General features: G+C 35.2%; 25 protein-coding genes and 1 other annotated feature. Of the genes, 15 read left to right on the forward strand and 10 right to left on the reverse strand.

What is annotated here, in order from left to right:
• Nucleotides 1-382: 382 nt before the first annotated feature.
• Nucleotides 383-856 carry a DinB family protein gene (locus AC3WSO_RS12150; protein ID WP_492531068.1) on the forward strand — a complete coding sequence of 158 codons (474 nt, stop codon included), beginning with the start codon at nt 383-385 and terminating at the stop codon, nt 854-856.
• 145 nt (nt 857-1001) lie between these two features.
• On the opposite strand, the gene AC3WSO_RS12155 is transcribed toward AC3WSO_RS12150, so the two are convergent.
• Entirely contained in the window at nt 1002-1607 is a 606-nt protein-coding gene (locus AC3WSO_RS12155; RefSeq protein ID WP_492531069.1) for a TetR/AcrR family transcriptional regulator, read from the reverse strand.
• A gap of 169 nt (nt 1608-1776) precedes the next feature.
• On the opposite strand from AC3WSO_RS12155, the gene AC3WSO_RS12160 reads away from it, so the two are divergent.
• Nucleotides 1777-3336 (forward strand): AMP-binding protein, encoded by a 1560-nt coding sequence (locus AC3WSO_RS12160; protein WP_492531071.1) that lies wholly within the window; start codon nt 1777-1779, stop codon nt 3334-3336.
• A 43-nt stretch (nt 3337-3379) separates the two neighbouring features.
• Nucleotides 3380-4723, forward strand: a complete 1344-nt coding sequence (locus tag AC3WSO_RS12165; protein ID WP_492531072.1) for an MFS transporter — start codon at nt 3380-3382, stop codon at nt 4721-4723.
• Between the two features lie 92 nt (nt 4724-4815).
• On the opposite strand, the gene AC3WSO_RS12170 is transcribed toward AC3WSO_RS12165, so the two are convergent.
• The 3 genes from AC3WSO_RS12170 to AC3WSO_RS12180 all read right to left on the reverse strand — a co-directional run bounded on the left by AC3WSO_RS12170 (nt 4816) and on the right by AC3WSO_RS12180 (nt 7582).
• Nucleotides 4816-6420, reverse strand: a complete 1605-nt coding sequence (locus AC3WSO_RS12170) for an ABC-F family ATP-binding cassette domain-containing protein (protein WP_197140750.1) — start codon at nt 6418-6420, stop codon at nt 4816-4818.
• Nucleotides 6421-6693: 273 nt separating this feature from the next.
• Nucleotides 6694-6948, reverse strand: a complete 255-nt coding sequence (locus tag AC3WSO_RS12175) for a serine hydrolase (RefSeq protein ID WP_492531074.1) — start codon at nt 6946-6948, stop codon at nt 6694-6696.
• Nucleotides 6949-7087: 139 nt separating this feature from the next.
• Complete coding sequence (locus AC3WSO_RS12180) at nt 7088-7582, reverse strand: serine hydrolase domain-containing protein (RefSeq protein ID WP_492531075.1); 495 nt, start codon at nt 7580-7582, stop codon at nt 7088-7090.
• Between the two features lie 467 nt (nt 7583-8049).
• Here AC3WSO_RS12180 and AC3WSO_RS12185 point away from each other — a divergent pair, with 467 nt between their 5' ends.
• Nucleotides 8050-8370 (forward strand): hypothetical protein, encoded by a 321-nt coding sequence (locus AC3WSO_RS12185; protein WP_492531077.1) that lies wholly within the window; start codon nt 8050-8052, stop codon nt 8368-8370.
• A gap of 500 nt (nt 8371-8870) precedes the next feature.
• Nucleotides 8871-9557 carry an SH3 domain-containing protein gene (locus tag AC3WSO_RS12190; RefSeq protein WP_492531078.1) on the forward strand — a complete coding sequence of 229 codons (687 nt, stop codon included), beginning with the start codon at nt 8871-8873 and terminating at the stop codon, nt 9555-9557.
• Nucleotides 9558-9856: 299 nt separating this feature from the next.
• On the opposite strand, the gene AC3WSO_RS12195 is transcribed toward AC3WSO_RS12190, so the two are convergent.
• Nucleotides 9857-10210: an FtsW/RodA/SpoVE family cell cycle protein gene (locus AC3WSO_RS12195; protein ID WP_492534339.1), complete on the reverse strand. Its 354-nt coding sequence runs from the start codon at nt 10208-10210 to the stop codon at nt 9857-9859.
• A 513-nt stretch (nt 10211-10723) separates the two neighbouring features.
• Here AC3WSO_RS12195 and AC3WSO_RS12200 point away from each other — a divergent pair.
• The 6 genes from AC3WSO_RS12200 (at nt 10724) to ybiA (ending at nt 16831) form a co-directional block, all read left to right on the forward strand.
• Nucleotides 10724-11578 (forward strand): excalibur calcium-binding domain-containing protein, encoded by an 855-nt coding sequence (locus AC3WSO_RS12200; protein WP_492531080.1) that lies wholly within the window; start codon nt 10724-10726, stop codon nt 11576-11578.
• A 567-nt stretch (nt 11579-12145) separates the two neighbouring features.
• Nucleotides 12146-12365, forward strand: a binding site (T-box leader).
• Nucleotides 12366-12483: 118 nt separating this feature from the next.
• The gene (gene argS / locus AC3WSO_RS12205) at nt 12484-14157 is read left to right on the forward strand and encodes an arginine--tRNA ligase (protein WP_492531082.1); all 1674 of its coding nucleotides are present in this window, start codon (nt 12484-12486) and stop codon (nt 14155-14157) included.
• 147 nt (nt 14158-14304) lie between these two features.
• Nucleotides 14305-14793 carry an MFS transporter gene (locus AC3WSO_RS12210; protein WP_492531084.1) on the forward strand — a complete coding sequence of 163 codons (489 nt, stop codon included), beginning with the start codon at nt 14305-14307 and terminating at the stop codon, nt 14791-14793.
• 10 nt (nt 14794-14803) lie between these two features.
• Complete coding sequence (locus AC3WSO_RS12215) at nt 14804-15475, forward strand: MFS transporter (protein WP_492531086.1); 672 nt, start codon at nt 14804-14806, stop codon at nt 15473-15475.
• Nucleotides 15476-15591: 116 nt separating this feature from the next.
• Nucleotides 15592-16158, forward strand: coding sequence for a DUF6434 domain-containing protein (locus AC3WSO_RS12220; RefSeq protein ID WP_492531088.1), 567 nt, complete (start codon nt 15592-15594; stop codon nt 16156-16158).
• Nucleotides 16159-16351: 193 nt separating this feature from the next.
• Nucleotides 16352-16831: a riboflavin biosynthesis intermediates N-glycosidase gene (gene ybiA / locus AC3WSO_RS12225; RefSeq protein WP_492531090.1), complete on the forward strand. Its 480-nt coding sequence runs from the start codon at nt 16352-16354 to the stop codon at nt 16829-16831.
• A 351-nt stretch (nt 16832-17182) separates the two neighbouring features.
• Here ybiA and AC3WSO_RS12230 read toward each other — a convergent pair whose 3' ends face one another.
• The 3 genes from AC3WSO_RS12230 to AC3WSO_RS12240 all read right to left on the reverse strand — a co-directional run bounded on the left by AC3WSO_RS12230 (nt 17183) and on the right by AC3WSO_RS12240 (nt 18333).
• Nucleotides 17183-17578: a hypothetical protein gene (locus AC3WSO_RS12230; protein ID WP_492531092.1), complete on the reverse strand. Its 396-nt coding sequence runs from the start codon at nt 17576-17578 to the stop codon at nt 17183-17185.
• 29 nt (nt 17579-17607) lie between these two features.
• Nucleotides 17608-17871 (reverse strand): hypothetical protein, encoded by a 264-nt coding sequence (locus AC3WSO_RS12235; protein ID WP_492531093.1) that lies wholly within the window; start codon nt 17869-17871, stop codon nt 17608-17610.
• A 120-nt stretch (nt 17872-17991) separates the two neighbouring features.
• Nucleotides 17992-18333 carry a hypothetical protein gene (locus AC3WSO_RS12240; RefSeq protein WP_492531095.1) on the reverse strand — a complete coding sequence of 114 codons (342 nt, stop codon included), beginning with the start codon at nt 18331-18333 and terminating at the stop codon, nt 17992-17994.
• Between the two features lie 397 nt (nt 18334-18730).
• Here AC3WSO_RS12240 and AC3WSO_RS12245 point away from each other — a divergent pair, with 397 nt between their 5' ends.
• From AC3WSO_RS12245 to AC3WSO_RS12255, 3 genes are all read left to right on the forward strand, one after another.
• The gene (locus AC3WSO_RS12245) at nt 18731-19858 is read left to right on the forward strand and encodes a TcaA NTF2-like domain-containing protein (RefSeq protein WP_492531097.1); all 1128 of its coding nucleotides are present in this window, start codon (nt 18731-18733) and stop codon (nt 19856-19858) included.
• An 8-nt stretch (nt 19859-19866) separates the two neighbouring features.
• The gene (gene recQ, locus AC3WSO_RS12250) at nt 19867-21636 is read left to right on the forward strand and encodes a DNA helicase RecQ (protein ID WP_492531099.1); all 1770 of its coding nucleotides are present in this window, start codon (nt 19867-19869) and stop codon (nt 21634-21636) included.
• A gap of 182 nt (nt 21637-21818) precedes the next feature.
• Nucleotides 21819-22328 (forward strand): hypothetical protein, encoded by a 510-nt coding sequence (locus AC3WSO_RS12255; protein ID WP_492531101.1) that lies wholly within the window; start codon nt 21819-21821, stop codon nt 22326-22328.
• 166 nt (nt 22329-22494) lie between these two features.
• Here AC3WSO_RS12255 and AC3WSO_RS12260 read toward each other — a convergent pair whose 3' ends face one another.
• Together AC3WSO_RS12260 and msrA are read right to left on the reverse strand one after the other, a co-directional pair.
• Nucleotides 22495-22842 (reverse strand): VOC family protein, encoded by a 348-nt coding sequence (locus AC3WSO_RS12260; RefSeq protein WP_492531102.1) that lies wholly within the window; start codon nt 22840-22842, stop codon nt 22495-22497.
• Between the two features lie 862 nt (nt 22843-23704).
• Nucleotides 23705-24226 (reverse strand): peptide-methionine (S)-S-oxide reductase MsrA, encoded by a 522-nt coding sequence (gene msrA / locus AC3WSO_RS12265; protein WP_492531104.1) that lies wholly within the window; start codon nt 24224-24226, stop codon nt 23705-23707.
• A 175-nt stretch (nt 24227-24401) separates the two neighbouring features.
• On the opposite strand from msrA, the gene AC3WSO_RS12270 reads away from it, so the two are divergent.
• A complete protein-coding gene (locus tag AC3WSO_RS12270) occupies nt 24402-25352 on the forward strand; it encodes an LCP family protein (RefSeq protein ID WP_492531106.1) in 951 nt (316 codons plus the stop codon).
• Nucleotides 25353-25354: the final 2 nt, after the last annotated feature.

Below are 25354 nucleotides of genomic sequence, written 5' to 3' on the forward strand. Positions count from 1 at the left end.
GTTTCATATTAGTGTCAACATCATTTTTTCTATACGGGGTATGTCGTTGTGTGGTCATTGTACCCTTTAGAGCGTGTAATCTAAAAGAAGTCAGCGGTGATTGAATAGTTCAAGCTATTTGCTATTTCACTTAGAGACTTCTTCAGTTCTTTACTTTCATTATACGTGAAGTCTATAGGTTATACGAATATTATGAAAACCCGTTTACAAAATAATCTATTTGCTAGACGCATGGAGCCAATCACAAAAAATATTGCTCGGTATACAGGACAAAGGCAATTATTATAATAATTATATTATGTAAACTTAATGCTGGAAACTTGTAAGAGAGTTTCTTATTTAATATGATAGAGATGAATTTACGAAAATGGGGGGCGTTTAGATGTATCGACAAGTAGATGATTTTTTAAATGAGTGGTCAGCATCAGCACAAGGTACTATTCAAGTATTAAAAGCTATAAAAGATGAAAAGCTAGAGCAAAGCATCGTAGAAGGTCACAGTTCATTAGGCTGGTTAGGGTGGCATTTAGTTGGTGCTGCTGGTTATTTCAGTTATTTAGCAGGTTTACAGGTGCCTATGATTCGTCAAGAGGACCCAATTCCATCTACAGCAGCTGAAATTGTAGCTGCTTACGAAAAACTAGCAAATGGTGTGAAAGAGGAAGCGGCAAAGCTATCAGATGAAGACTTGCTAGAAGAAGTAAAAGGCTTCACTGGTCCAATTGCTAGAGGTGCATTATTACGTGTACTAATCGATCATCAAACACATCACCGTGGACAAATGACGGTGCTACTACGTCAAGCAGGCTTACCAGTACCAGGCGTAATGGGACCAACGAAAGAAATGCAAAAGTAGACGTATTAGGCAGATACTCAATGTATCTGTCTTTTTTTATTTTTTGTGAAAATGAAAAGCAATTACAAATAATGAGAAAATAGGCAATCCTAATTGGAAGTGCCTATTTTTGTTTAAAGTAGAGTTGGTTTTAGGCTTCAAATTTTTAACGTTCCTTATTTAATAGCAAACCATCTAAAAATATTGCAATAAAGCCTTTACTTTCTTGCAACAAATTAAAATCTTTTCCAAAAACTAACCAGTCATATAAAGAACCTCGCATACAACGAGTAATGTAAATCACAGTTTCTTGCACATTTATTTGTACAGATAATTCTCCATCCTTAATTGCTTTTTGTATGAATGAATGTAAGATTTTATACAATTTGCGTTCAGAATTAGAAAAGAAATTTTTTTCGTTTTCAATTAAGCCACTTTTGTAAACAGACCGCATTAAATCCATTCCTAAATCATCTTTTAAATATGTCATTTGTGCATCAATTAATGAAATTACCTTTTCCTTAAAGGAAAGATGTACGGGCAGTGTAGTCGTAAATTCTTCATAAAAATGATCAATTTCTTTAAATTTTTCTAGGAAAATATCGTACTTTGAAGAGAAATGACCATAAAATGCTCCTTTTGAGCTGTTGCTTTGCTGAACAATTTCATCAACCGTTACTTGATCAAAGCCTTTCGTTTGGAATAATGTAAGCGCTGTTAAATATATATGTTTCTTCGTTTCCTGAGCTTGCTGTTTTCTTGTCATTTTCATTTCTACATCACCTAATTTCCACTAGATTTGCTATTTAACTTTAGCATAATAGTCGTTCATGTCACCGGCTTATTTTCAGAATTTTTAGAAATAATATTGACAAATATTTGCATTGACGATTAATATACAGACTATAGTCTATGAAACTATTTCGAAAGGGGTGTAGATCATGGATCTAATTGGAAATAGAACATTGCGTTCGGTTTTAAGGAAGAGAGTTGCGCAACAGCCTGAAAAAAGTTTTATTCGGTTTGAGGATCGAAACGGAATTTATTTCGAAAAAAGTTATGGGGATTTTTATCAGGAAGTTATGTGCTTCAGTAATGCACTTCTTAAACTTGGCATTAAAAAAGGGGATCATGTTGTGTTGCATTTACCTAACAATATGGAGTTTTTTACAGCATGGTTCGCTCTTTCTGAAATTGGTGGCATCATGGTGCCAACTAATATTTTATCTCCGGCGGATGAGATGACTTATATTATAGCTCATTCTGAAGCTGTTCTTATTATTACGGAAGAGGATTATATCGAAAAGTTTGTTAGTATACAGTCTCAAACACCAACTTTACGAAATATTATTATTACGAGACAACAAGAAAACGCTGATGGTGTCTTATATTTCTCTGAGCTCATAAAAGATGAGAGCGATAACTACATGCATTTCCCAAAGGTTTCCACAGAAGATATTGTGGCATTACTTTATACATCTGGGACTACATCCAAACCAAAAGGAGTTCAAGTGACACATGCTAATTATATTTACACAGGAGAGTTAATGGCACGTTCAATCGCTTTAACACCTGAAGATCGAACATTTATTGTCCTACCTCTTTTCCATGGAAATGCGCAATATTACTCCACGATGTCTGCCATTATGGTAGAAGCAGGCATTGCAGTTACGGAGAAATTTAGTGCTTCGCGTTATTTTAAACAAGCAAAGGCTTTAGGTGGAACAGTTGGCTCTTTATTTGCCGCACCTATTCGTATGATTTTAGCAAAAGATTATGAAAAAGAGGCAAAGGATAATCCGCTACGACTTATCCTTTTTGCACAGTCAGTAGCAGAACACCAATTAATACAATTCGAAGAACAATTTGATGTGAAGTTATTGCAACTATATGGTTTGACCGAGACTGTTGGGATTCCACTAATAAATCCTGTATTTGGAACACGAAAAAATATGAGTATTGGGAGACCAAGCATTGGTTATGAGGTTCAGCTTGTCAATGAACATGGAGTCCCCGTAAATCAAGGAGAGATTGGTCAAATTGCCGTAAAAGGGATCCTAGGTAGAACGTTAATGAAAGGCTATTTTAAGAACGAGCAAGCGACAAACGAAACGTATAAAGACAACTGGTTAATGACTGGGGATAACGCCAGAATAGATGAAGATGGCTATTTTTATTTTGTTGATCGTATAAAGGATATGATTAAACGTTCAGGTGAAAATGTGGCAGCCAATGAAGTGGAGCGTGTATTAGCTGAGCATCCATTTGTATTTGAAACAGCAGTCATCGGTGTACCAGATGATATTCGTGATGAAGCTATTAAAGCATATGTTATTTTACAGACTGGCGCTGCAATTAGTGAAGAGGCATTGATTGCACATTGTCAGGAACGTCTCGCAAAATTTAAAGTGCCAGATTGTATTGAATTTGTGACAGATTTCCCTCGCACACCAGTCGGCAAAATCCAAAAGCATGTTTTACGTAACGCTATTTTTAGTTAAAGCGAATGATATAAAAAATTTGACTGTAGAGAGAAGGGGCTATATGAAAAATGTGAAAGTATTATTAGCAAGTTTAGCAGGCTCAATCATTGAATGGTACGATTTTTATTTATATGGAACTGCAACAGGATTAGTTTTTACAACGCTATTTTTCCCTTCGAGCAATCCAGCAATTTCGATTTTAATTGCATTTGCTACGTTTGGAGCTGGCTATGCGGCACGACCAATTGGAAGTTTAATCTTTGGACATATGGGAGATCGTGTCGGAAGGAAAGCCTCGCTTATGCTCACGTTAATTGGAATGGGCGGTAGTTCTTTTTTGATCGGTTTATTACCTACCTATGCGCAAGTAGGGTTACTCGCGCCAACGCTATTAGTCATTTTGCGACTTATTCAAGGGATTGCACTTGGGGGTGAATGGGGAGGTGCTGTGTTACTAGCTACCGAATCGGCTACAAAAGGTGTGCGTGGCTTTTTTGGTTCTATTCCGCAGCTTGGTGTTCCAATCGGTTTAGTTTTAGGGACATTTAGTTTTACACTTATTTCTTCATTAACGACTGAAGCACAATTTATGGCATGGGGATGGCGTTTACCATTTCTATTTAGTGCAGTTTTAATCGTATTAGCGATATGGATTCGAAGCGGGATTGAAGAAACACCTGAATTTAAACGTAAAAAAGACAATGGTGAACTAGCGAAGATACCAATTGTCCAAGTATTTAAATATAACAAAAAAGACATTTTCCGTATTATTGGATTAAAAATAGGGGACGGATTCTTTAATGTATTTTTAATGTCATTTATTTTAGTGTATGCGACGACCTATATTGGCTACACAAGGGATGTTGCATTATTTGCTCTAACAATAAGCTGCGCAACAATGATTGTAACAATTCCACTAGTGGGTTATTTTTCAGACTTTATAGGACGTAAGAAAATTTATATCGGTGGCCTTATCACAATGTTACTGCTAGCTATTCCTTATTTCGTTATGATTCCAATCAGTTCAACGTATTTCTTTATGTTACAAGTCGTATTACTTGGTGTCGTATGGGCAGCCATTTTCGCGACGCAAGGTACGTTCTTTTCAGAATTATTCCCAGCGAATGTTCGCTATACGGGGCTATCCTTTGGCTATCAAATCGCGGCAGCAATCGTCGGTTTTGGACCCATGCTATGGACTTCTTTAGCAACAGAGTATGGGGCTTCACCATATTTATTTGGTGGATTGATGATAGCCGGGCTTCTAATATCACTGCTACTTGCAGTATTTTCGCCTGATACACGGATAATCACTCAATATGAAGAAACTGTCGAGAAAGTACAAAGAAATGAACGGCTGTCAGATCCTCAAGTGGAAGTGGCAATGACAACATCGACAAAGTAATTGTGGACATTATTTTTACAAGGAAAGCAAAAGTGCTCTTTATAGCAATAAAAAAGGGGTTCTCCTTTTTCAATAGGAGAACCCCTTTAATATTAGCTTAAGCCTTGGCTATCTTTCCACTCAAGAAATTCATCATAAGTTAATAGTTTATCTAAAATTGTACCGTCTTCACGGATTTCGATGACACGGTTCGCAATTGTTTGGATGAACTGATGGTCATGAGATGTGAACAGCATCGCACCTTTGAAGCGCATAAGCCCTTCGTTTAGTGCTTGAATAGATTCAAGGTCAAGGTGGTTCGTTGGTTCATCTAGTAAAACAACGTTTGCTGTAGCAAGCATCATTTTAGATAGCATACAACGTACTTTTTCTCCCCCTGAAAGTACAGAAGGTGATTTTTTTACTTCCTCACCAGAGAATAACATACGACCTAAGAAGCCGCGTAAGAAGCTTTCTGTTTCATCATCAGGAGAGTATTGGCGTAACCATTCAACTAATGATTTCTCTGAACCTTCGAAGTATTTATCGTGATCATTTTCAAAGTAACTTTGAGAAGTTGTTACGCCCCATTTGAACGTACCAGCATCTGCTTTTCTTTCATCCATTAAAATATCAAGAAGAGCTGTTTTGGCCATTGGATTACCAAGTAAAATGATTTTATCTTCTTTGTTCATTGAAAAGCGAATATCTTTAAATAGTGTTTCGCCTTCATTGCTTGCTGTAAGACCTTCCACTGTTAAAACATCATTACCGATCTCACGTCCAGTTTGGAAGTTGATGAATGGATATTTACGGCTAGAAGGTTTAATGTCGTCAAGCTCGATTTTATCCAACATTTTCTTACGAGAAGTCGCTTGGCTTGATTTCGAAGCGTTCGCAGAGAAACGAGCAACGAATGCTTGTAGCTCTTTTATTTTTTCTTCTTTCTTCTTGTTTTGGTCTGCCATCATTTTTTGTGCTAATTGACTAGACTCATACCAGAAGTCATAGTTACCAACATATAATTGGATTTTAGAGAAGTCTAAATCCGCGATATGCGTACATACTTTATTTAAGAAGTGACGGTCATGGGATACGACAATAACCGTATTTTCAAAGTTAATTAAGAATTCTTCTAACCATTGAATTGCTTTTAAGTCAAGGTGGTTGGTAGGCTCATCTAGTAATAGAACGTCTGGTTTACCAAATAGAGCTTGTGCTAATAATACTTTGACTTTGTCAGAACCTTCAAGATCAGCCATTAGCATATAGTGAAGCTCGTCGCCAATTCCTAACCCGTTTAATAATGTTGCTGCTTCTGAGTCAGCTTCCCAACCATTTAGGTCAGCGAATTCACCTTCTAATTCAGCAGCACGCATGCCATCCTCATCAGAAAAGTCTTCTTTAGCGTAGATAGCATCTTTTTCAGATTTTACTTCCCAAAGACGTTTGTTCCCCATAACAACAGTATCTAATACATTGAATTCATCGTATTCAAAATGGTTTTGTTTAAGAACTGATAAACGTTCGTCCTTACCCATTGATACATGTCCTTCTTGCGCTTCAATTTCACCAGAAAGAATTTTTAAAAATGTTGATTTACCAGCACCGTTTGCTCCGATTAAACCGTAGCAGTTCCCTGGTGTGAATTTTATATTTACGTCTTCAAATAGTTTACGATCGCCATAGCGAAGACCTACATTACTTACTTGAATCATGCAAGTTCCTCCTTTTTTCACAATGGCACTAGTATATCATGAAATATGTACCATAGTCTATAAACATTATTAAATCAACGTTTGGTTATGTGTTGTCAAATATTTGAGCGGGATAAGAGAGGGGATAATGTTAAAAAAAAGTGAATACATATACTTTTTTATGTATTTAATCGTCTCAATTGTAAAGAACAGGTTTTATGAAAGCCCTCTCTAGTGAAAGGGCTTTATTTCACTAAATTATTTTAAATCAAACTTGAGAAAAGTCTTCTATAATTAAAGTTTCTCTTCCCATATCCAAATTGGCTGCTGAAGAACGATGGATGTAAGGTGACGGTTGATTCTTTTTGAATTCGTCGTCATCTCATTACTAAGAACAATCACTGTTATTTCCTTGTCATTTAGCCGTGTAACATAATGACGGAAACCACTTGGATATCCTCCAGGATGCCCAACAGCATTTTTCCCCATGACATCTTGAGTATACCAACCATATCCATATTGATTCGGAAACTTTTTAGCATGAGTCATAATCATCAGCTCTGAAGATCCATCAGCTCTGAAGATCCTTTGCTTATCAATACATTATTACGCAAGGCTCGGTCAAACAGGTATAAATCTTCAGCTGTAGAAATGATATCCCCAGCTGCATACGCTGCAGAATTATGCATTAATGGTCCGACTTTACCCTCAATATGTCCTTCCGCTTTCGGTAAATCATCCGGAACTGTAAACAAGAATTAATCATCTTGCTCGGCTCAAAAATATGCTCTTCTATATAATTTGCATATGGCTGTCCGCTGACTTTTTCAATTATAAGTCCTAACATCACATAGCTAGTATTACTATAATGAAAGCTTGTGCCTGGGGTGAATTCTAATCCAGAATCACTAACGGTATTTACAATATCAATTGGATTCCATTCTTTGCTGTAATCAAAGTTTCCCTTTAGATAGTCCGGAATTCCTGAGCTATGACTTAGTAGATGACTTATTGTAATAGTTTCTCCATTCGGAAAGTCAGGAAAGTATTGCGAAATTGGATGATCTAAGTTTAGAAGATCCTTTTCTACTAGTTGCATGACTGCTACTGCAGTGAATGGTTTAGATAATGAAGCAATCTGATAGAGCGTGCTTGGGCTATTAGGTAAATCAGTGGCAGCCAATCCGTAACCTTTTGTAAATAAAACTTCATCTTCCTTTGCGATCAGGACGGTACCCTGAAATTTTCATTTATCAAATATTGATCGATTTTTTCAGAAACGCTTCCAGATAAATTACTATGGTTGTTACGTCCAAATAATAGCAAACCTACTATAGCTACGACTACAATAATAAGAATAGTAATAGAGAAAATTTTTAACGTTTTTTTCATATTTATAACTCACAATCTATTTATTTACCGCTTATTAAACACTTGAATCATATTATAAAATTATACATAAAAACCAAAAAAATATAAAATATGCATTTATATACAACGTGAATCCGCGATATATTTTTGGGAATACGCAAGAGGGCTAATTTAGTAAACACACAATTATGTGAATAATGCTATAATATTTTTTATTGCCATTTCTAAAAGGAAATATTTTCTTTTTGTCGAATGAAAGTACAGGAAAAGAGGAGTTATATGCATTGGGAAAAGCTAAAACAAAAAATTTTAAGTGAGCAATCTGAATTCATTTCTTATGTGGATAAACTAATTAAAACAAATAGATTTGAAGATGGTGAAGCGTTGGGAATATCGATACTTGCCATAAAAAGCGGACCTGAAAGATTATCAGATGAACAATGGCATATCTTAATAGAAAATGGTTTGAAAACTTATAATTATGTTGATAAATGCGAAAGTTGTACTGACGATATTCAATGGTCAGATATGTACAGTGCTATTTATATTAATAGAGATCATCTTTGTCCTTTCTGTAATTATTTAGAAAATAAAAAATAAGTCTTTGCCTTCCACTGTGTTTTGAGGAGGGATTTTTTATGGAAGAAATATAGTCCTGACATTTTAAAGGGAAAGATTTTGAGAATTTCATCCCCAATTAGTTTTCTAGATATTTTTTTCAACAATTGAAATATCTGATTTTCAATTATTGTTAGTGTTATTTTGTGTGAATTAAACAGTATATTTTGAAGATGTTTGATACATATTGTAAAACCAACGTTTATCATATTCTTTTAAATAATGGTTATCTCTATTTTTTTCGGTAAATATTGTTATATTACACAAATTAAGGAATACCTTATGTATAATAATAGAAGGAGGGGGAATAAAACGGTCTGACTGTAGTGGCAAACAGGGTAGCTTGTGAGTAATAGATAAGTCACTTTATTTCGAAATACGTATAGTTGTTCCTATGAGTATTCTTACAATATTATCAAACAGACGCAAAAAGAATGATAGCCAAAAATTTTAACTAGACATATATATTAGGAGGATAATATATGAAACTGAAAACAATCGCAGGATTATTCATAATGTTACTTTTAGCATTCAAATTGGATGTAGCTGAAGCTAGCACATTTAAAGAAGTTAAAATTGTTCAAAATACATCATCTCCAGTCGAAGTATATGAAAGCCCTGATTCGAAATCTAAAGTACTAGGAACTGTAAAATTAGGAACATTTGTAACATTTATTAGTGATTGGCATAATACTTTCTATTCTCGTATAATCTGCCTTGATAATGAGGGGGAAATTATTGATGGCTATATTCATAGTTACTACCTTGGTAATTCTAAACATGATATTAAGGTAGCTAGTTCTAATGGTGGTTTAGTAGTTAAACAAACACCTTCATTGGATGGAAAGACAGTTGCGACACTTCAACATAATATGGTTGTGAGAGACTTTGGTTCTGTTGGAAATGGATGGTCTTATGTACAATATGGGAATGTCATTGGTTATGCTGTTTCAAATTTTATGAGTGACTCTAAGCCAATAACTAAATATGCATCAAAAACCGGGCTTGTTGTAAGAAATATCGCTAGTACTTCTGGAGCTAGAGTTGGAGAACTTTTTAAAGACGATAAAGTTTCAGTACACTCTACTATTGCTGGTTGGTCTTACATAACATCTTTGTTTTATGAGGGTTATGTCGAAGCTTCACAATTAACTTCTCAAAGAAATTAAAAACGAATCCTTCTTCACATAAAAACTGTACAAAGTTCTGTAAATAATATCCGAATGAAGTAGGTCGGAATCACCAGGCTTATGAATAAAGGTATGATCAATATGGAAATGGATGAGCTTGTGAAATATAAAAAATTTTAGCTACCTGTAATTGGGTAGCTTTTTTTGATAAATTCTCATTTAATTCAGATACATATAGTTAAGGGGAAAATATTTTCTATAAAATAAAGTAACCTTTTATGAGATAGACTGTTAAAAGGTCACTTTAAATTGTTTAAAAAACATTTAATGTTTCATCACTAAACATAGGGTTTTCTACGATAAATACTAAGCGTCAAGCCGATAGCAACGCTTCCGAGCAGCATTGGGAAAACACCATAGCTAATAAATGGGATTGTCATTGACATAAAGGGTACAAGTCCGAAAAGCATAAGTAGGTGATATACAATTTGCGTTGTGACATAGGTAAGGCAACCTATAATCAATAAACGTCCGTATTCGTTATGAATGAAACCTAGTATGTGTGCTATACGGAAAAAGATGAAGCCAAGAATGCATACAACGATAACCCCTGTAATAATCCCATACGTTTGTAAAATCGTGAGTAATATTTTAACTTTTATTTTAAGTGTTAAAGTAGTTGGAGATGATATTCAAGTTGGTGTGGGTATCGGGAAATTAAGGGAGACTTTAATAACTTTCTTGTTTCCCATAATACAGATAGAAATCCTGCATATAGAATATTACATGAAGAAAGCGTTATATAACTATTGATGATTTTATCTTTAGAGCAAACTTTGGTCACAACAACATAATTGCGATGCTAAAAGAGGGAGTTCAACGTGTTATTCCAGAGAAAATGAAAGAGCTTGGGGATAAGATGGATGTCGTTACCTTTATCAACACTTATCGTAAATTAATGATTTGTCCTTGTTCTTGTAAAATGTGACTTGATTAACCAATTATAGGATTTTTTATGTATAATAAATGTGAAGGAGGGGAATTTTAACAAAAGTCTGACTGTAATTGTAAATGGATTGGCTTGTGAAAAATAGCTGAGTTACTTCATTTCGAAATACATATAGTTGTAATTATAAGTATTTTTACATTATTTTCAAGCAGACTCAAAAAGAAGATTTCAAGATTATATATAATTGGAGGATAAAATGAGACTAAAAACAATCGCAGCATTATTCATTATGTTACTTTTAGCATTTAATTTAGAGGTAGCCGATGCGAGCACATTTAAAGAAGTAAAAGTTATTACAAGTTCATCAATAGAAGTATATGAAAAACCCGATGCGTCTTCTAAAATATTAGGAACTGTAAAAGAAGGAACACTTGTAACACAAATCAGCGAGGGACATAATGTTTCATTTTCACGTATATCCTATCTAAATAGTGATGGGAAAATAATAGAAGGCTATATAAAAGATGTTGCATTAGATGATGCTTTGTACGGAATTCAGATAGCTAGTTCTAAAAGTGGTTTGGTAGTGAAACAAACACCATCATTAAAAGGAAAAACAGTTGCGACTTTACAACATAAAATGGTTGTGAAAGACTTCGGTTCTGTTGGAAACGGTTGGTCATTGGTACAATACGGTAATGTCATTGGTTATGCGACTACAAGTTTTATGAGTGTATCTAAACCAACAACTAAATATGTATTAACACAGGGTCTTGTTGTTAGAAATATCGCTAGTCCTTCTGGAGATAATATCGGCGAGCTTTCGAAAAACGAAGAAGTTTTAGTGCATTCTACAATTGCTGGATGGTCATTTGTAACAACTCCACTGTACGGAGGTTATGTAATAGATTCACATTTAACTTCTCAAAATCCGTTAGCTAAAACTAGTAATGGGTCAAGTAACTCATCAAAACCTTCAAGCGGAAGTAAGTCAAAATATAAAAATTGTACAGAGCTTCGTAAAGATTATCCAAATGGAGTAGGTAGCGATCACCCAGCGTATGAAAAAAAGCATGATCGTGATGGCGATGGATGGGCTTGTGAAAGATAGAAAAAGGCTGGGACATAACTGGCCAAAACCTTAAAAAGCGCGAGAAATCAATTTTAGAAATGTTGATTTCTCGCGTTTTTCTGATGAGTAAGATTTTTTATTCATTAAAAGTAAAGTTTAAGTGAAAATACCTTGCCATTCAATGGAATAGTTAATCAACTACTAAAACGAAGGCAAAAGAAAGCGTCACCATGAGATAAATTCGCTTCCTTTTCATCCATTCACCAAACGCTATAAGAATAATAATAAACTCCAGGTTGTGTAGGTGCGGTAAATCGATTGTCTGTAACCATGACTTCAGTTTCCTCGTTATTACTTATTTGTACAACATGAAATTTATTCGGTCTGGTTTTACTTTTATTATCTAAAAACCATCGATTATTTGAAAATGACTTTAACACTAATCGAACGAAACAGTTAACAACTGCATATAATAATAAACTACTGGAAGTTAGTTAAGAGAAGAAGAAACTAAATAGTCATTAACAAGTTCAAGTGTTGCACTATGATTGTAATTAGACTATTGACTTTAAATTGCAGCTCATGTAGAATATTTTGAAATTACAGTTAAATTCGATGAAAAAGAGAGTAGTTTATGGAGCAACCGGAAAGCGAATTAGGGATGGTGTGAGCCTAATGCAGGAGCCATAAATGAAACGCACTTTGGAGAAGGTTCTCGAATTAATAGTAGAGAATATCGGGGAGTCACCCCGTTAACAATGGAAAGTGGTCATATTATATGGCAACTAGAGTGGTACCACGGGATAACTATGCTCTCGTCTCTATTTTAGAGACGAGGGTTTTTTTATCTTCATTTAGTATGAATCGTGCGCGGCACAACTCAAAATCAGGGCATTTTGTTTGTCTACAAGAAAATGGATTTATGTATAGAGAGGGGAATGAATATGAATACACAAATTGCAAAAAGTATAGCTAAAGCATTAAATAATGAGCTGTCCGTTATTGAAATTCAACATTTACTGGAGAAACCAAAAAAATTGGACTTAGGGGATTTGGCATTTCCGTGCTTTACGTTAGCCAAAAAATTAAGAAGATCCCCTCACTCTATAGCGTTCGACATAAAAAATAATATAAGCTGCGATTGTATACAAGAAGTTCAAGTAGTAGGTGGTTATGTCAATATTTTTTATCATCAGCCAACGATTACTCAACAAGTTCTTAGCAAAATTGTAAAAGAGAAAAATTTATATGGGACTCAACAAGAGTCAAAAGGGAATATAGTGCTAGATTTTTCTTCACCAAATATAGCGAAGCCGTTTTCTATGGGCCATTTACGATCAACGGTGATCGGTAATGCTTTGGCCAATATCGCCGAGAAAAACGGCTACAAAGCAATTCGCATTAATCATTTGGGTGACTGGGGAACACAATTTGGTAAATTAATCGTCGCCTATCAACAATGGGGAGATCAAAAGACGATTGAGGCTGCCCCAATAGAGGAACTGCTAAAAATTTATGTGAAATTCCATGTAGAAGCGGAGCAGGATGATTCACTGAATGAACAGGCACGCACCGCATTTAAAGCATTAGAAGATGGGGATGAAAAGACGTTAGCTCTTTGGCAGTGGTTCAGAGATGCATCACTCGAAGAATTCAAAAACATTTACGAATTGCTTGGAATTGACTTTGATTCATTCGCTGGGGAAGCATTCTATAATGACAAAATGGCTGCTGTTGTCAAGGAGCTGGAAGAAAAAGAATTGCTTGTGAAATCCGAGGGTGCTCATGTTGTTGAAATAGACAATATGCCTCCATGCTTAATAACCAAAACTGATGGTGCTACGCTCTACGCTACCCGTGATTTAGCAGCTGCTTTTTATCGTAAACAACAATATGACCCTATAAAATCATTTTATGTTGTAGGGCATGAACAATCACTTCATTTTAGCCAATTATTTAAGGTCATTGAGAAGATGGGGTATGATTGGGCAAATGACTTGCAGCATGTACCTTTTGGGATGATTTTAAAAGAGGGTAAAAAAATGTCGACGCGTAAAGGAAAGATTATTCTATTAACAGATGTACTAACAGAAGCAATTGCTACAGCGAAGCGAAATATCGAGGAAAAAAATCCAAATCTATTGCATAAAGAGAGTATCGCGCAACAGGTTGGTGTAGGAGCGGTCATTTTTAATGATTTAAAAAATGATCGTCTTCATGATATTGAGTTTTCTATTGAGCACATGATGAATTTTGAAGGTGAAACAGGGCCATATATTCAATATACGTATGCACGTATCGCATCTATTTTGGCAAAAGCAGATGCACAAAGTTATGAAGTATCGCTCGAAACATTAGGTGAGCAAGCATGGCCTGTTATTTTATTACTCGAACAGTTTCCGAAAGTAATTGCTAACGCCTTTGAACAAGTAGATCCATCACAAATTGCTAAATACGCCTTACAATTAGCGCGTCAATTTAATAAATATTATGCCCAAAATAAAGTATTGATCAATGACAGCCAAATAAAATCAAGATTAGCATTTTGTCTATGTGTATCCATTGTGTTAAAAGAGTCGTTAGCACTATTAGGAATTGCCGCACCTAAAAATATGTAAGAACGATAAGTGTGTCTACAACATCGTGCTAGCTACAATTGACCATTACTAGAAAAAATGGTAAAAGGGTATAGTGAGAATTCAATGGTCTTATAAAATTTCGTTAAATTTTTAACCGCATAAATAGAGAGAAGGTTCTTAGAAAGTATGGAGAAAAAGCAAAGGCGTGTTTCCATGGTACTTGTGGTTGTTTGTATCTTCTTGGTTGCGCTCAATATGCGCCCAGCAGTCACAGGAATAGGACCACTATTTAATGTACTTTTAGAATCACTCCATATATCAAATACGAAAATGAGCTTTTTAACATCTATTCCGGTGTTTTGTATGGGACTCTTTGCACCATTCGCAGTCCCATTACAAAGAAAACTCGGAACAAAAACAGCTATTTCGCTCTTAATAATCATCCTAACAACAGCAAATGGCCTTCGCTTTTTAAAAGAAAGTTATGTACTACTTGTAGTCACAAGCTTTGCAGCAGGATTTGCCATTGCACTGATAGGGCCTATATTAAATGCCTATATCAAGAAAAAATTCCCGAGCCGTTTTACTACGGTGGTAGGTATTTATTCATTTGGAATAGGAACAGGGGCAACATTGAGTGCAGCACTAACATTACCATTATATAATCATTCATGAGAGCTGGACGATGGCCCTTGGCTCTTGGGCAATACTTGCTATTTTTGCTCTTTGTATATGGATCCTGACAATACAAAATCAAGAGCTACCAGAGACAGCTGTATTTACAGAAAAAGTAGCACGAAATCCGTGGAAAAATGTCCGTGCTTGGACCATTTTAATTTACTTTGGCTTACAAACATCTTTGTTCTTTTCCATGATGTCCTGGTTAGCACCGATGTTACAGGATAAGGGCTTTTCCCTTGGCGCTGCAAGCTCTATGCTAACATTTATGTCTATTGTACAAATGATTGGGAATATTTTGGTCCCTATATTAATGGAAAAATGGTCGAGTCGAATCGGCTGGCTCTTCTCTTTAGGGGTCTTTGGCATTATTGGCTTTCTGTTGCTATGGGTAGGCTCAGGGACTTTGTTATGGATTGCGGTATTCATTATAGGAATTGTATTAAGCGGCTTATTTCCAATCGGTTTATTACTACCATTGGATGAGGCAAGAAATGACGAGGAAGCAAATAGCTGGTCATCTATGGTGCTTTCAGGCGGCTTCATGATAAGCGCCATTATCCCAGTACTGATCGGCTATTGCTATGATGTGACAGGTAACCATACATTTACTTATGCAATTTTTATCACATTACTGCTAGGTATTATAGCTACTATCATTTTTCTTAAGAAAAAATAATGTGGAAACATGCGCGAATGTACGCGCATGTTTTTTTATGCTGTTTTCGTGATTAATTTTGCCAAATAGGAACTATTGTTCTATAATGTGGAAGGAGTAAAATGGAGGTATATTTTATGAGACCTAAACTAACGAAAGATATAAGTGTAGATAGTTTTAACGATTTTTATTGGTTAAAGGAAGAATTGCAATCATTTTGTAGAAAAAACGGAATAAGTGCTTCTGGTTCTAAAATAGAGATTTCCAATAGGATTGAAACATTTCTGAAGACAGGAGAGATTAAGAATCCTGTCAGAAAATCAAAAGCGAAGAAAATAGAACAGCAAGTAGACTTAAGTCTTGATACAGTCATTACCGAAAATCATCGTTGTAGTCAAAATGTAAGGGCGTTTTTTAAGACAGTACTCCCAAAATTTCATTTTTCAACGTATATCCAAAACTATTTTAAAAACAACGTCGGAAAAACTTATCGTGATGTTGTAGACGCTTGGAATAAAGAGGAGGAACGAAAGAAAGCCCCTTCATACAAGAAAAACATTGCACCCCAATTTGAATATAATCAGTTCATTCGTGACTTTTTTTCTGACCCGAAAAACCAAGGGAAAAGTCGTGAAGAAGCGATTGAAGCATGGAATACAATCAAGAAACTACCCGGCAACAATAAATATAAATCTAATAATTAGTTGATTACATCTTTAAATTTCTATTGCAGTAGAATTTTATAATATGATCTTTTACGTACGATATTCGTGGTTAATATATTGATAATTCAAAAGCAAAAATGCTTTTTATTAAGGATTTAAACTAATTGAATGATACAAATAATTACATAAAAGAGATATATTATTAAAAGTACACAAAATGGAGGAATTAATTATGAAAGAAACTAAAGACTTTGTATTTTTCTGGGGAAAACAGGATGCATTTTCAAACTTTTATTACTCACCATTTAAGCATCAAGGACAACTCTTTAAATGGAGTGAACAAGCTGTAATGTATCGTAAAGCTAAATTGTTTGGAGCAGATAAAATCGCCTTGCAAATAATGCGAGCACAAACACCAGACGAGTGTAAAAAATTAGGTCGTAGTAGGCAAATTCCATTTGATGAAAAGGTTTGGGTGCGAAATCGTGAAAAGGTGTACTTTGAAGTATTAGTTGACAAATTTTCAAACCCGAAATTAAAGCAAGTATTATTAAATACGGAAAATAAAACAATAGCAGAAGCTAGTCCTTACGATAAGATATGGGGTATTGGTGTAGATTGTAATCATCCAGATGCCACGAATCCTTTAAAATGGAAGGGGTTAAATCTACTAGGTAAAACTCTAGAAAAAGTTAGAGAAAGTATTAAATAATAGGAATCTATTAATAAAAGGAAGATAAGAGTGGTGAGAGATGTCAGTCTGAGATAAATGACAGGCTAAAAGAGCGGTATAACTGTAAATAGTATTTAAGTTTTGAAGTGATGTTCAAAGTAAGGAGAATACATTGAATGAGAAACCGAAACCAGTTGATTTTGATAGTCTATATGATTTAATTGAATCAATCAAAAAAGTGAAATTTAAAGCAGTTAGATTGGATGGAAAAGTTGATAAAAACTGCTAAAGAATATTTTACTACAGATCCACCATATTCAAATGTCAGTTGTTGGGAAGAAAAGAAGTCTATAATGAGCCAATTATAAAATGAGTATACGATGCTCATTATTATAAATATGCAATAATGCATCCGTAAACAGAATGGGGTGCATTGATGGTATTAAAATATTCTTTGGCAATGCTATAGGGAGCCTGCCAGTCATTTTCACCTAAAATATAATAGATGGGGACTTGATAATCTGCTGGTTCAGCCAGTAGGTCAAAGTCTTCTAAAAATTCATGTACGTTTCTGTTTGCTTTCATTATATTAAAAAGCGCCAGAAGATCCGAAAATTTAAAAATAGGTCTTTTACAGGCAGTCATAAATATAGGAAGATCACTCTTACCAGCTAAACCATATTTCGTTTGGAGTTTACGTATTTTCATACATTTCTTCAAAAACGCTCGATCAAATTTAATTTTTTCTCCGGGATAATCTCCGATAGTTTCAAGCTTTTTTATCATCCGCTTGCATGATTTGTTCCTTCAGTTTTTCATATTGTCGGATATTTTTCTAGGTTTTTAATATGCGTTTTTCCGGCACCACGCTGATCCCAATGAACAATCGTATAAAATCCTTCTAACTTATTTTGAAATGCATGGGCAAAAAGCGATTCAACGCTACCGGGACCACCATGTAAATAAAGTAATAGTGAGTTATCATAGTTAATACCAGAATGAAATAAATAATGATCTGCACCATTAACCGAGACAAATTCCTCAATATTAATTAACTTCTCGAATTTATTTTTCATCACTATTTAATTGAATGTTTTCTTCAAAACCATCCTGTTCATCACCATCAAAACGATATAACTTCAGTAATAGACTCCACAATTTCTACAGTTCACTTGTAGAGAAATCTTTAAAAAGGTCTGTTAAAAAATATATTCCTTTTTTAGCTGCCTCGAACGAAACTTGTTTCCCACGTTCAGTAATTGTAATGTTGACAGCACGTTTATCATTTGGACTAGGTGTAATGTCAACATATCCTTCATCGTAGTGACTATTTGTTTCACATTTTGCTTAGTAGTCCCTAGCTTTTTTGCAATATTGTTGAATGTTGTTTGATCTTCTGGTAAATGAGCAATAGTTAAAACGACCATATATTGTCTTGACGTTAATTTTTCTATATATTGATCTGATTGTACTTGGATTTTATTTCCAATAGAAAAAAGGGCTGAATAGATTTGTTGCATTAGAAATAATTCTTTGTTCATAAAGATTTCCTTTCTATTAGACAATGCATTGTCTATGTAATAATAAGAGGTTGCTTGAGCGAGAAGCCTGTCTTTTTTTTTATATCATTTTAACCACAAATGATAAGTCATTCTTATATCAAAGATAATAAAGAGTCGTTTTTTATAGGTAGAACGAATTGAACAAATGGCAAGAACTTTATTTTAATAATACATAAAAAACAATAATATTATTATGTAAACTTGAAACGTAGCGTAACCTTGTTTATGATAGAATAGAAAGATGTTTAACTTACTTTCAATAATGAAACTTGCCACCTCTATAGGTGATGAGATGAATACGGGTTGAAGCTATTTTTTTAGCACGTCCACAGAAAGAAGTTAAAGCCTTCGGACGCAATTTCCAAGGCATAGTTGAATGATAGAAAGTTTTGGTGAACGTATGTGGAAAAAGATGCTCATTCTTGGAGCGACAACTTTACTTTTAACTGGCTGTGGCAATGATACATTGGCAGAGGTAGTTCAAAGTAAAAAGACCGATGTGAAATCGGAAAAGGCTGTGACGAAGCAGCAAGAAAAAATAGTGCCGGAAGTAAAAGTAGTTGGGGAGAACGGAATCGGTGCAGGGATTATTGTTAAAAAAGAGGACGGTAAACTTTATATTGTGACAAATGGGGCGCTCGTGGCTTCAAAGCCAACTGCGCTTGTACAATTTAATAATGATAAACTGAAAGAAGCCGAAGTTCACTATTTATCAACAGCTAATAATATAGCCATTTTAGAAGTTTCCTATAACGTATCGGTAAAGGTACCGACCGTTTTTAATGGGGAATTAGATCAGTTAGCTGTTTATGTCGATAGCTTACCACACACTATTCAAAAATTTAGTGACAATGTAGCTGCTTATTACATAGATGCAAATCAAAATACACGTATAGGGAGTCCTGTTCTAGAAGCGGAAAATGGCAAACTTGTTGGCATCTATTTTAAACGCAAGGAAAACGGTGTATCACAGCCGTATGTATTGCCATTTAAGGATATTGTTATGTTATTGGATGAATGGTGTGAAAGAGGCATGAATCCAAGTAATAGGCTAACCCAAGCCAAAAACTTGTATCCTTATATAGAACAAGGTAATAAGGAAGCCGTTCAGCAAGCAATTGATCAATATGGAAAGAACATTTTTGCTTTTAATACCGATGAAATAAAGCTATTTTTAGATACATTTCATAAGCAATTAAGAGCAGCTGTTGAGGTTCAAGATGCTAGTGTCATGAAATCTTTCATAGGGTCAAACGATTTACAAAGCACACTGGATAATATGGTTGCCTATTACGCTTCCAAAAAAGCGCAAATATATTTTTCCGATACGACGATTAAAAATATCAGCATGGAAGGACAAAATATTATTGTTCGTGCCAAAACAGAATATGTCCTAACAAATTCTGCTGGTCAAGAGGCACTTGCAAACTCTATGATGGTATATGAAATAAATAAAAATGAACAGGGCGAGTATAAGCTTATTCGTCTAACAACTGAGGAGTGAAAAGTTGGATGGAGCAAGCAAGACAAATGCTACAACATCATTTTGGCTATGATTCATTTCGCAATGGACAAGAACCAATTATTGAACAAACATTACGAGGTCAATCAAGTCTTTGTGTGATGCCAACTGGCGGAGGTAAATCAATTTGTTATCAAATTCCGGCGCTCATGCTAGATGGCCTTACAGTCGTCATATCCCCTTTGATTTCTTTGATGCAAGATCAAGTAGAAGCATTACGTGCTGCAAATATTCCAGCGGCGTATATTAATAGTACCTTAACCGCGCAAGAAGTGAATGAAACGATCCAGCTGGCTAGTGCGGGTTATTTAAAGCTTCTTTATATAGCACCAGAGCGATTAGAAAGTGCAAGTTTTTTACAAGTATTATCGAATTTATCTGTACCTTTGATTGCTGTGGATGAAGCACACTGTATATCTCAGTGGGGGCATGATTTTAGACCAAGCTACCGAGCAATCCAAAAATTATTTACGTTGTGGCCGCAAAAGCCAACTGTCTTAGCACTTACTGCCACAGCTACACCAGCTGTTTGTGATGACATTAGACAATTATTAGACATTGACGAGCAATCTACTGTCATTACCGGTTTTTCACGCGACAATTTAGCATTCTCTGTATTAATCGGTGAAAATAAGGAGCGCTACATTAAAAATTATTTAATGAAAAATAAAAATGAAGCGGGCATTATTTATGCGGCTACACGAAAGGCTGTAGACGCGATCTATGAGCTGTTAAGTCGTTCTGGCGAAGCTGTTGCAAAATACCATGCGGGATTATCAGAGGACATGCGTATGTCAGAGCAGGAGCGCTTTTTAAAAGATGAAGCGCGCATTATGGTAGCTACCAATGCATTTGGAATGGGTATTGATAAGAGTAATGTACGCTTTGTCATTCATTATCAAATGCCACGCAATATGGAGAGCTATTATCAGGAAGCGGGGCGTGCAGGGCGTGACGGCTTACCAAGTGCTTGTATTTTACTGTATGCATCAGGTGATGTTCAAACACAGCGCTTTTTAATTGAACAGACGCAGGATGAAACACGGATTGCACAGGAATTAGGAAAGCTGCAAACGATGGTGGATTATTGCCATACAGAAGGCTGTTTACAAAATGCCATCTTAACGTATTTTGGCGAAGTACCAGGGGAGCCTTGTAGTCGTTGTAGCAACTGTAATGATGGACGAGAAGTGAAAGATGTGACGGTAGATGCACAAAAAGTATTAGCCTGTGTCGTAAGGATGGGGCAAAAATTCGGTAAGACGATGGTAGCCCAAGTGTTAATAGGCTCCAAAAATCAAAAGGTCACTGAATTTGGCTTTGCAAGGCTGTCTACCTACGGCATATTAAAAGGACAATATTCCTCAAAGGATGTCTCTACCTTTATTGAGTTTTTAATTGCTGAGGGCGTTCTTGCCGTTAAACATGGCACGTTTCCAACCATTTATGTTTCAGAGGAAGGCAAAGAAGTTCTACTCGGAAATCAACAAGTCATGAGAAAAGAAGCTGTTACAGTACGTAAGCTTGTAGACAATGATCCGTTATTTGAGCATTTACGATTATTACGTAAAGAGATCGCAGATGAGGAAAAGGTTCCACCATTTGTTGTGTTCTCTGATAAAACATTACGTGATTTATGTGACAAAAAACCGAATGAGCTAGAAGATTTACGACATGTTAGTGGGATTGGTGAAGTAAAATTTGAAAAATATGGCGAGCGTTTCTTCGACGCTCTGCAGACTTTTTTGAAAACAGTTTAAAGAGAAAAATGGCGTGCTTAATTCAACAGAATTATGCACTTCCTTTTTATTTATGTTTGTTTTCTCCAAAATGGTTTCATTAAAAACAGAAAGCTATTTTCAAAAATACTGTTGCTATTCATATAACTTCGATAACAACTATGGGTGTTTAAGGTGAAATTTTGTTAGAGGGGAGGATGAAATTGAGTAAAAAGAAAAAATTACTATTTCGAATTTCCATAGGTTTGAACATATTTCTTATCGCAATTGTAGCTTGGGGAATTATAAAAATGAATTTTGTTAAAGAGCAAGTTTTCGTTACGGAAGTACAGAGTAATTTAGTAGAACTGGAAGGTTTAATAGCAAATCAAATTGATGATAATTGGTCAGAGCCCAATTTGGTTACAACTGAATTAGGAGATGTATTGAATGGGATTTGGCTTGGTATGACTACTGGAAATCAATTAGGAATGCTTTCTAAAAGTGACAATGACATTCTGGAACAGTTATATTCTAAATTAAATCAATATCCTAATGATGAATTATATAGATTTGTAGATTTAACCGAAGAGGATAAAAAGAATTTTGAAGAGTTGCGGGATACACTTCGTGAAGTAGGATTAGGATTAAATATTACTATAACTCCAAATATGGATTCCTTTATAAATCAAACAGAGAAATTAAACGAAAAAATTAAATACCCATTATATTAACATTTATTTGATATTGGGTTAAAGCATGCTTTAGTTTAGAACTATAAAAAACAGAGTTTTTTCTACGCTTTTTTGTAGATTAGCTCTGTTTTTTGTTGTCCTTCCAAGATTTAGTTTAGCAACAATCTTTAAGAAAACAGCCTTTTTTATAAAGTACTACAAACTGCTATTTCTCCCAAAGCTCGATCAGTCGACCTTCAGGATCTTTAAGCCAAATAAACTTTCCAAATTCACTTATTTCTATTTCCTTCTCAAGAGGAACACCAATATGTTCGAGATGCTTAATAGCTTCGTCTATATCATGTACTTGGAAATTTAACATTACTTGTTGTTCTATTGGAAAGTAACTGTCATTTTCTTTGAAGAATGAAAAGATCGTCTCATTTCCTAATTCGTGTTTAATCACAGTCCCATTCCAATTGTCTATTTCCATCTTCAACACGTCACTGTACCATTTTTTGATAACATCAAGATTGTTAGTTCTCCAAAATATTCCCCCGAAACCTTTTATCATCGTATCTAGCTCCTGTCTGACTTTTAATTTTCGAATTTATGTTTACTTCCTTCTTCAACTATACCGCTTGAATAGTTTAAGTACAATTTTTCATAACATTGTTTTTAGCATAAATTTCCATTAAATGAATTACCACAAAAAATAACTAAAGAGGGGATTTTTCGAAGCTACAGTAGAAAAACAAAAAACCCGGAATATTAATATTCCGGGCTTGATTCTCACTTACTTATAGTGCTCCATGACACACTGCCTCGCTTCCGCATTGATCTTAAAATTTTTAAGACAACTGTGCTTTAGCTTCATTCAGTTTTGATGGTCCTTCTGAGTTACCGGTCAGCCCCACTCATCGGGTTAACCCTCCTTGTCATTGGATTTGAAAGTGAAATCTTTAATAGTATGGTCCGTTCAATATTTTTTATACACGTTTGTAAAAAGGAAAAAATCCAACGGCTATACCTTGAGATCAATTATACGCTGGCAGAAATGCGTCCTGAATCAGCTTCGTGCTTAGTTCTGCAGAAGAGGTGATATACCAAAAAAATAACCCGGAATATCACTATTCCGGGCTTGATTCACTTACTTATAGTGCTCCATGACACACTGCCTCGCTTCCGCATTGATCTTAAAATTTTTAAGAAACTGTGCTTTAGCTTCATTCAGCTTTGATGGTCCTTCTGAGTTACCGGTCAGCCCCACTCATCGGGTTAACCCTCCTTGTCATTGGATTTGAAAGTGAAATCTTTAATAGTATAGACCGTTCGTTATTTTTTATACACATAAACAAAAAAAGAAAAATCCATTTCGAAAACGGTTATACCTTGAGTTAAATAGAGGATTCGTCAATCAAAATGGAATTTCATAGTTATTTCTCCCAATGCTCAGTGATGAACTGATCTCGGCCAGAAAGCGCTCGGTCTTTCTGATAATGCTCCGACTCTTTTTTATAAAAGTCCTGATGATAATCTTCTGCAGGGTAGAAGTGCTTAGCATCGCGAATTGTGGTTACAATAGGTTTATCAAAGCGCCCACTGTTAGCTAGCTTTTCCTTGGAAGCTTTTGCAATGCGCTTTTGGTCGTCTGAATAAGTAAAGATAGCAGTCGTATATGATTCACCACGGTCATGGAATTGACCAAATGCATCTGTAGGGTCGATTTGCATCCAGTAAATATCAAGGAGCTGCTCATAACTAAAAACGCTAGAGTCAAATTCAATTTCGACTACTTCTAAATGGCCAGAAGTTCCTTTTTTGACATCCTCATAAGTAGGATTGTCTATATGGCCACCCATGTAGCCAGAAGTGACCTTATGTATACCATCCCATTCAACAAATGGCTTTACCATGCACCAAAAACAACCGCCAGCAAACGTAGCTTTCTCGATCATGTACATCATCCTTTCTGTTGTGAAAATATTATAGCATTATTTGGTTCATTCCTGGCAAAAAGGGTGTAAAATAACCTTTAAAAAGTTATTGAAAGGATTCGCAACATACTATAAAATGAACCTTTCTATAGATGGAATCGTTACATTACTATAAAAAATAGAGGAGTTAACAGTTATGGAAGAGCAAGATTATTCAAGACGCTCGCAGCGCCCACAAAAACGACGTTTGCGTAAAGGGCGAGCATTCTTCACATTGTTATTACTTTTTGTCATCGTGATTGCAGGTTATTCCATTATGCAATATCGAAGTGGACTGAAATTGGCAAGTGATACAAAGGTAGCCGAAGAGGATTTCAAGGGCGATACAGTAAATGGCGATGTGGAAAACTATTTATTATTAGGGATCGATACTCGTGGTGAAGAAAAATCACGTACAGATACAATGATGGTATTATCGTGGAATAAGAAAACAAATGATATGAAGCTCGTGTCACTCATGCGTGATATTTATGCAGATATTCCTGGTTATAAATCTTATAAGCTTAACACGGCGTACTATTTAGATGGTGTTCAATTATTAAAAGATACGATTACTAATATGTTTGGCTTACCGATTCATCATTATGCCATTATAGATTTTAAAAATTTCGAATCACTTGTAGATATTTTAGCGCCAAATGGTGTTGAAATCGATGTAGACAAAGATATGTCCGAAAAAATCGGGGTTTCATTAAAACAAGGTGTTCATAACTTAAATGGTCAAGAATTACTTGGCTTTGCTCGATTCCGTCACGATGCTGAAGGGGATTTTGGTCGAGTAGCACGTCAGCAAAAGGTTATCGAAGCCTTAAAAAATGAAGTTTTATCACCTCAAAATATGTTGAACTTACCAAAATTCGTTGGAGCAGCGCAAGGATATATAACGACGGACTATTCATCAGCAGAAGAGGTTCAACAAGTGCTGAAAATGGTGTCGAAAGGTAAAGTCAATATAGAAAAAGCAACAGTTCCTATTGAAGGTAGTTATAATTTCCAAAGCTTTAGAGGTGTCGGTGATTCAATTGTTCTGGATGTAGAGAAAAACAAAGAATTTTTACGTAAATTTTTAGGAATTCCTTTAGAGTGATT

The sequence above is a fragment of the Lysinibacillus sp. EB106-09-02-XG168 genome, assembly GCF_058791475.1.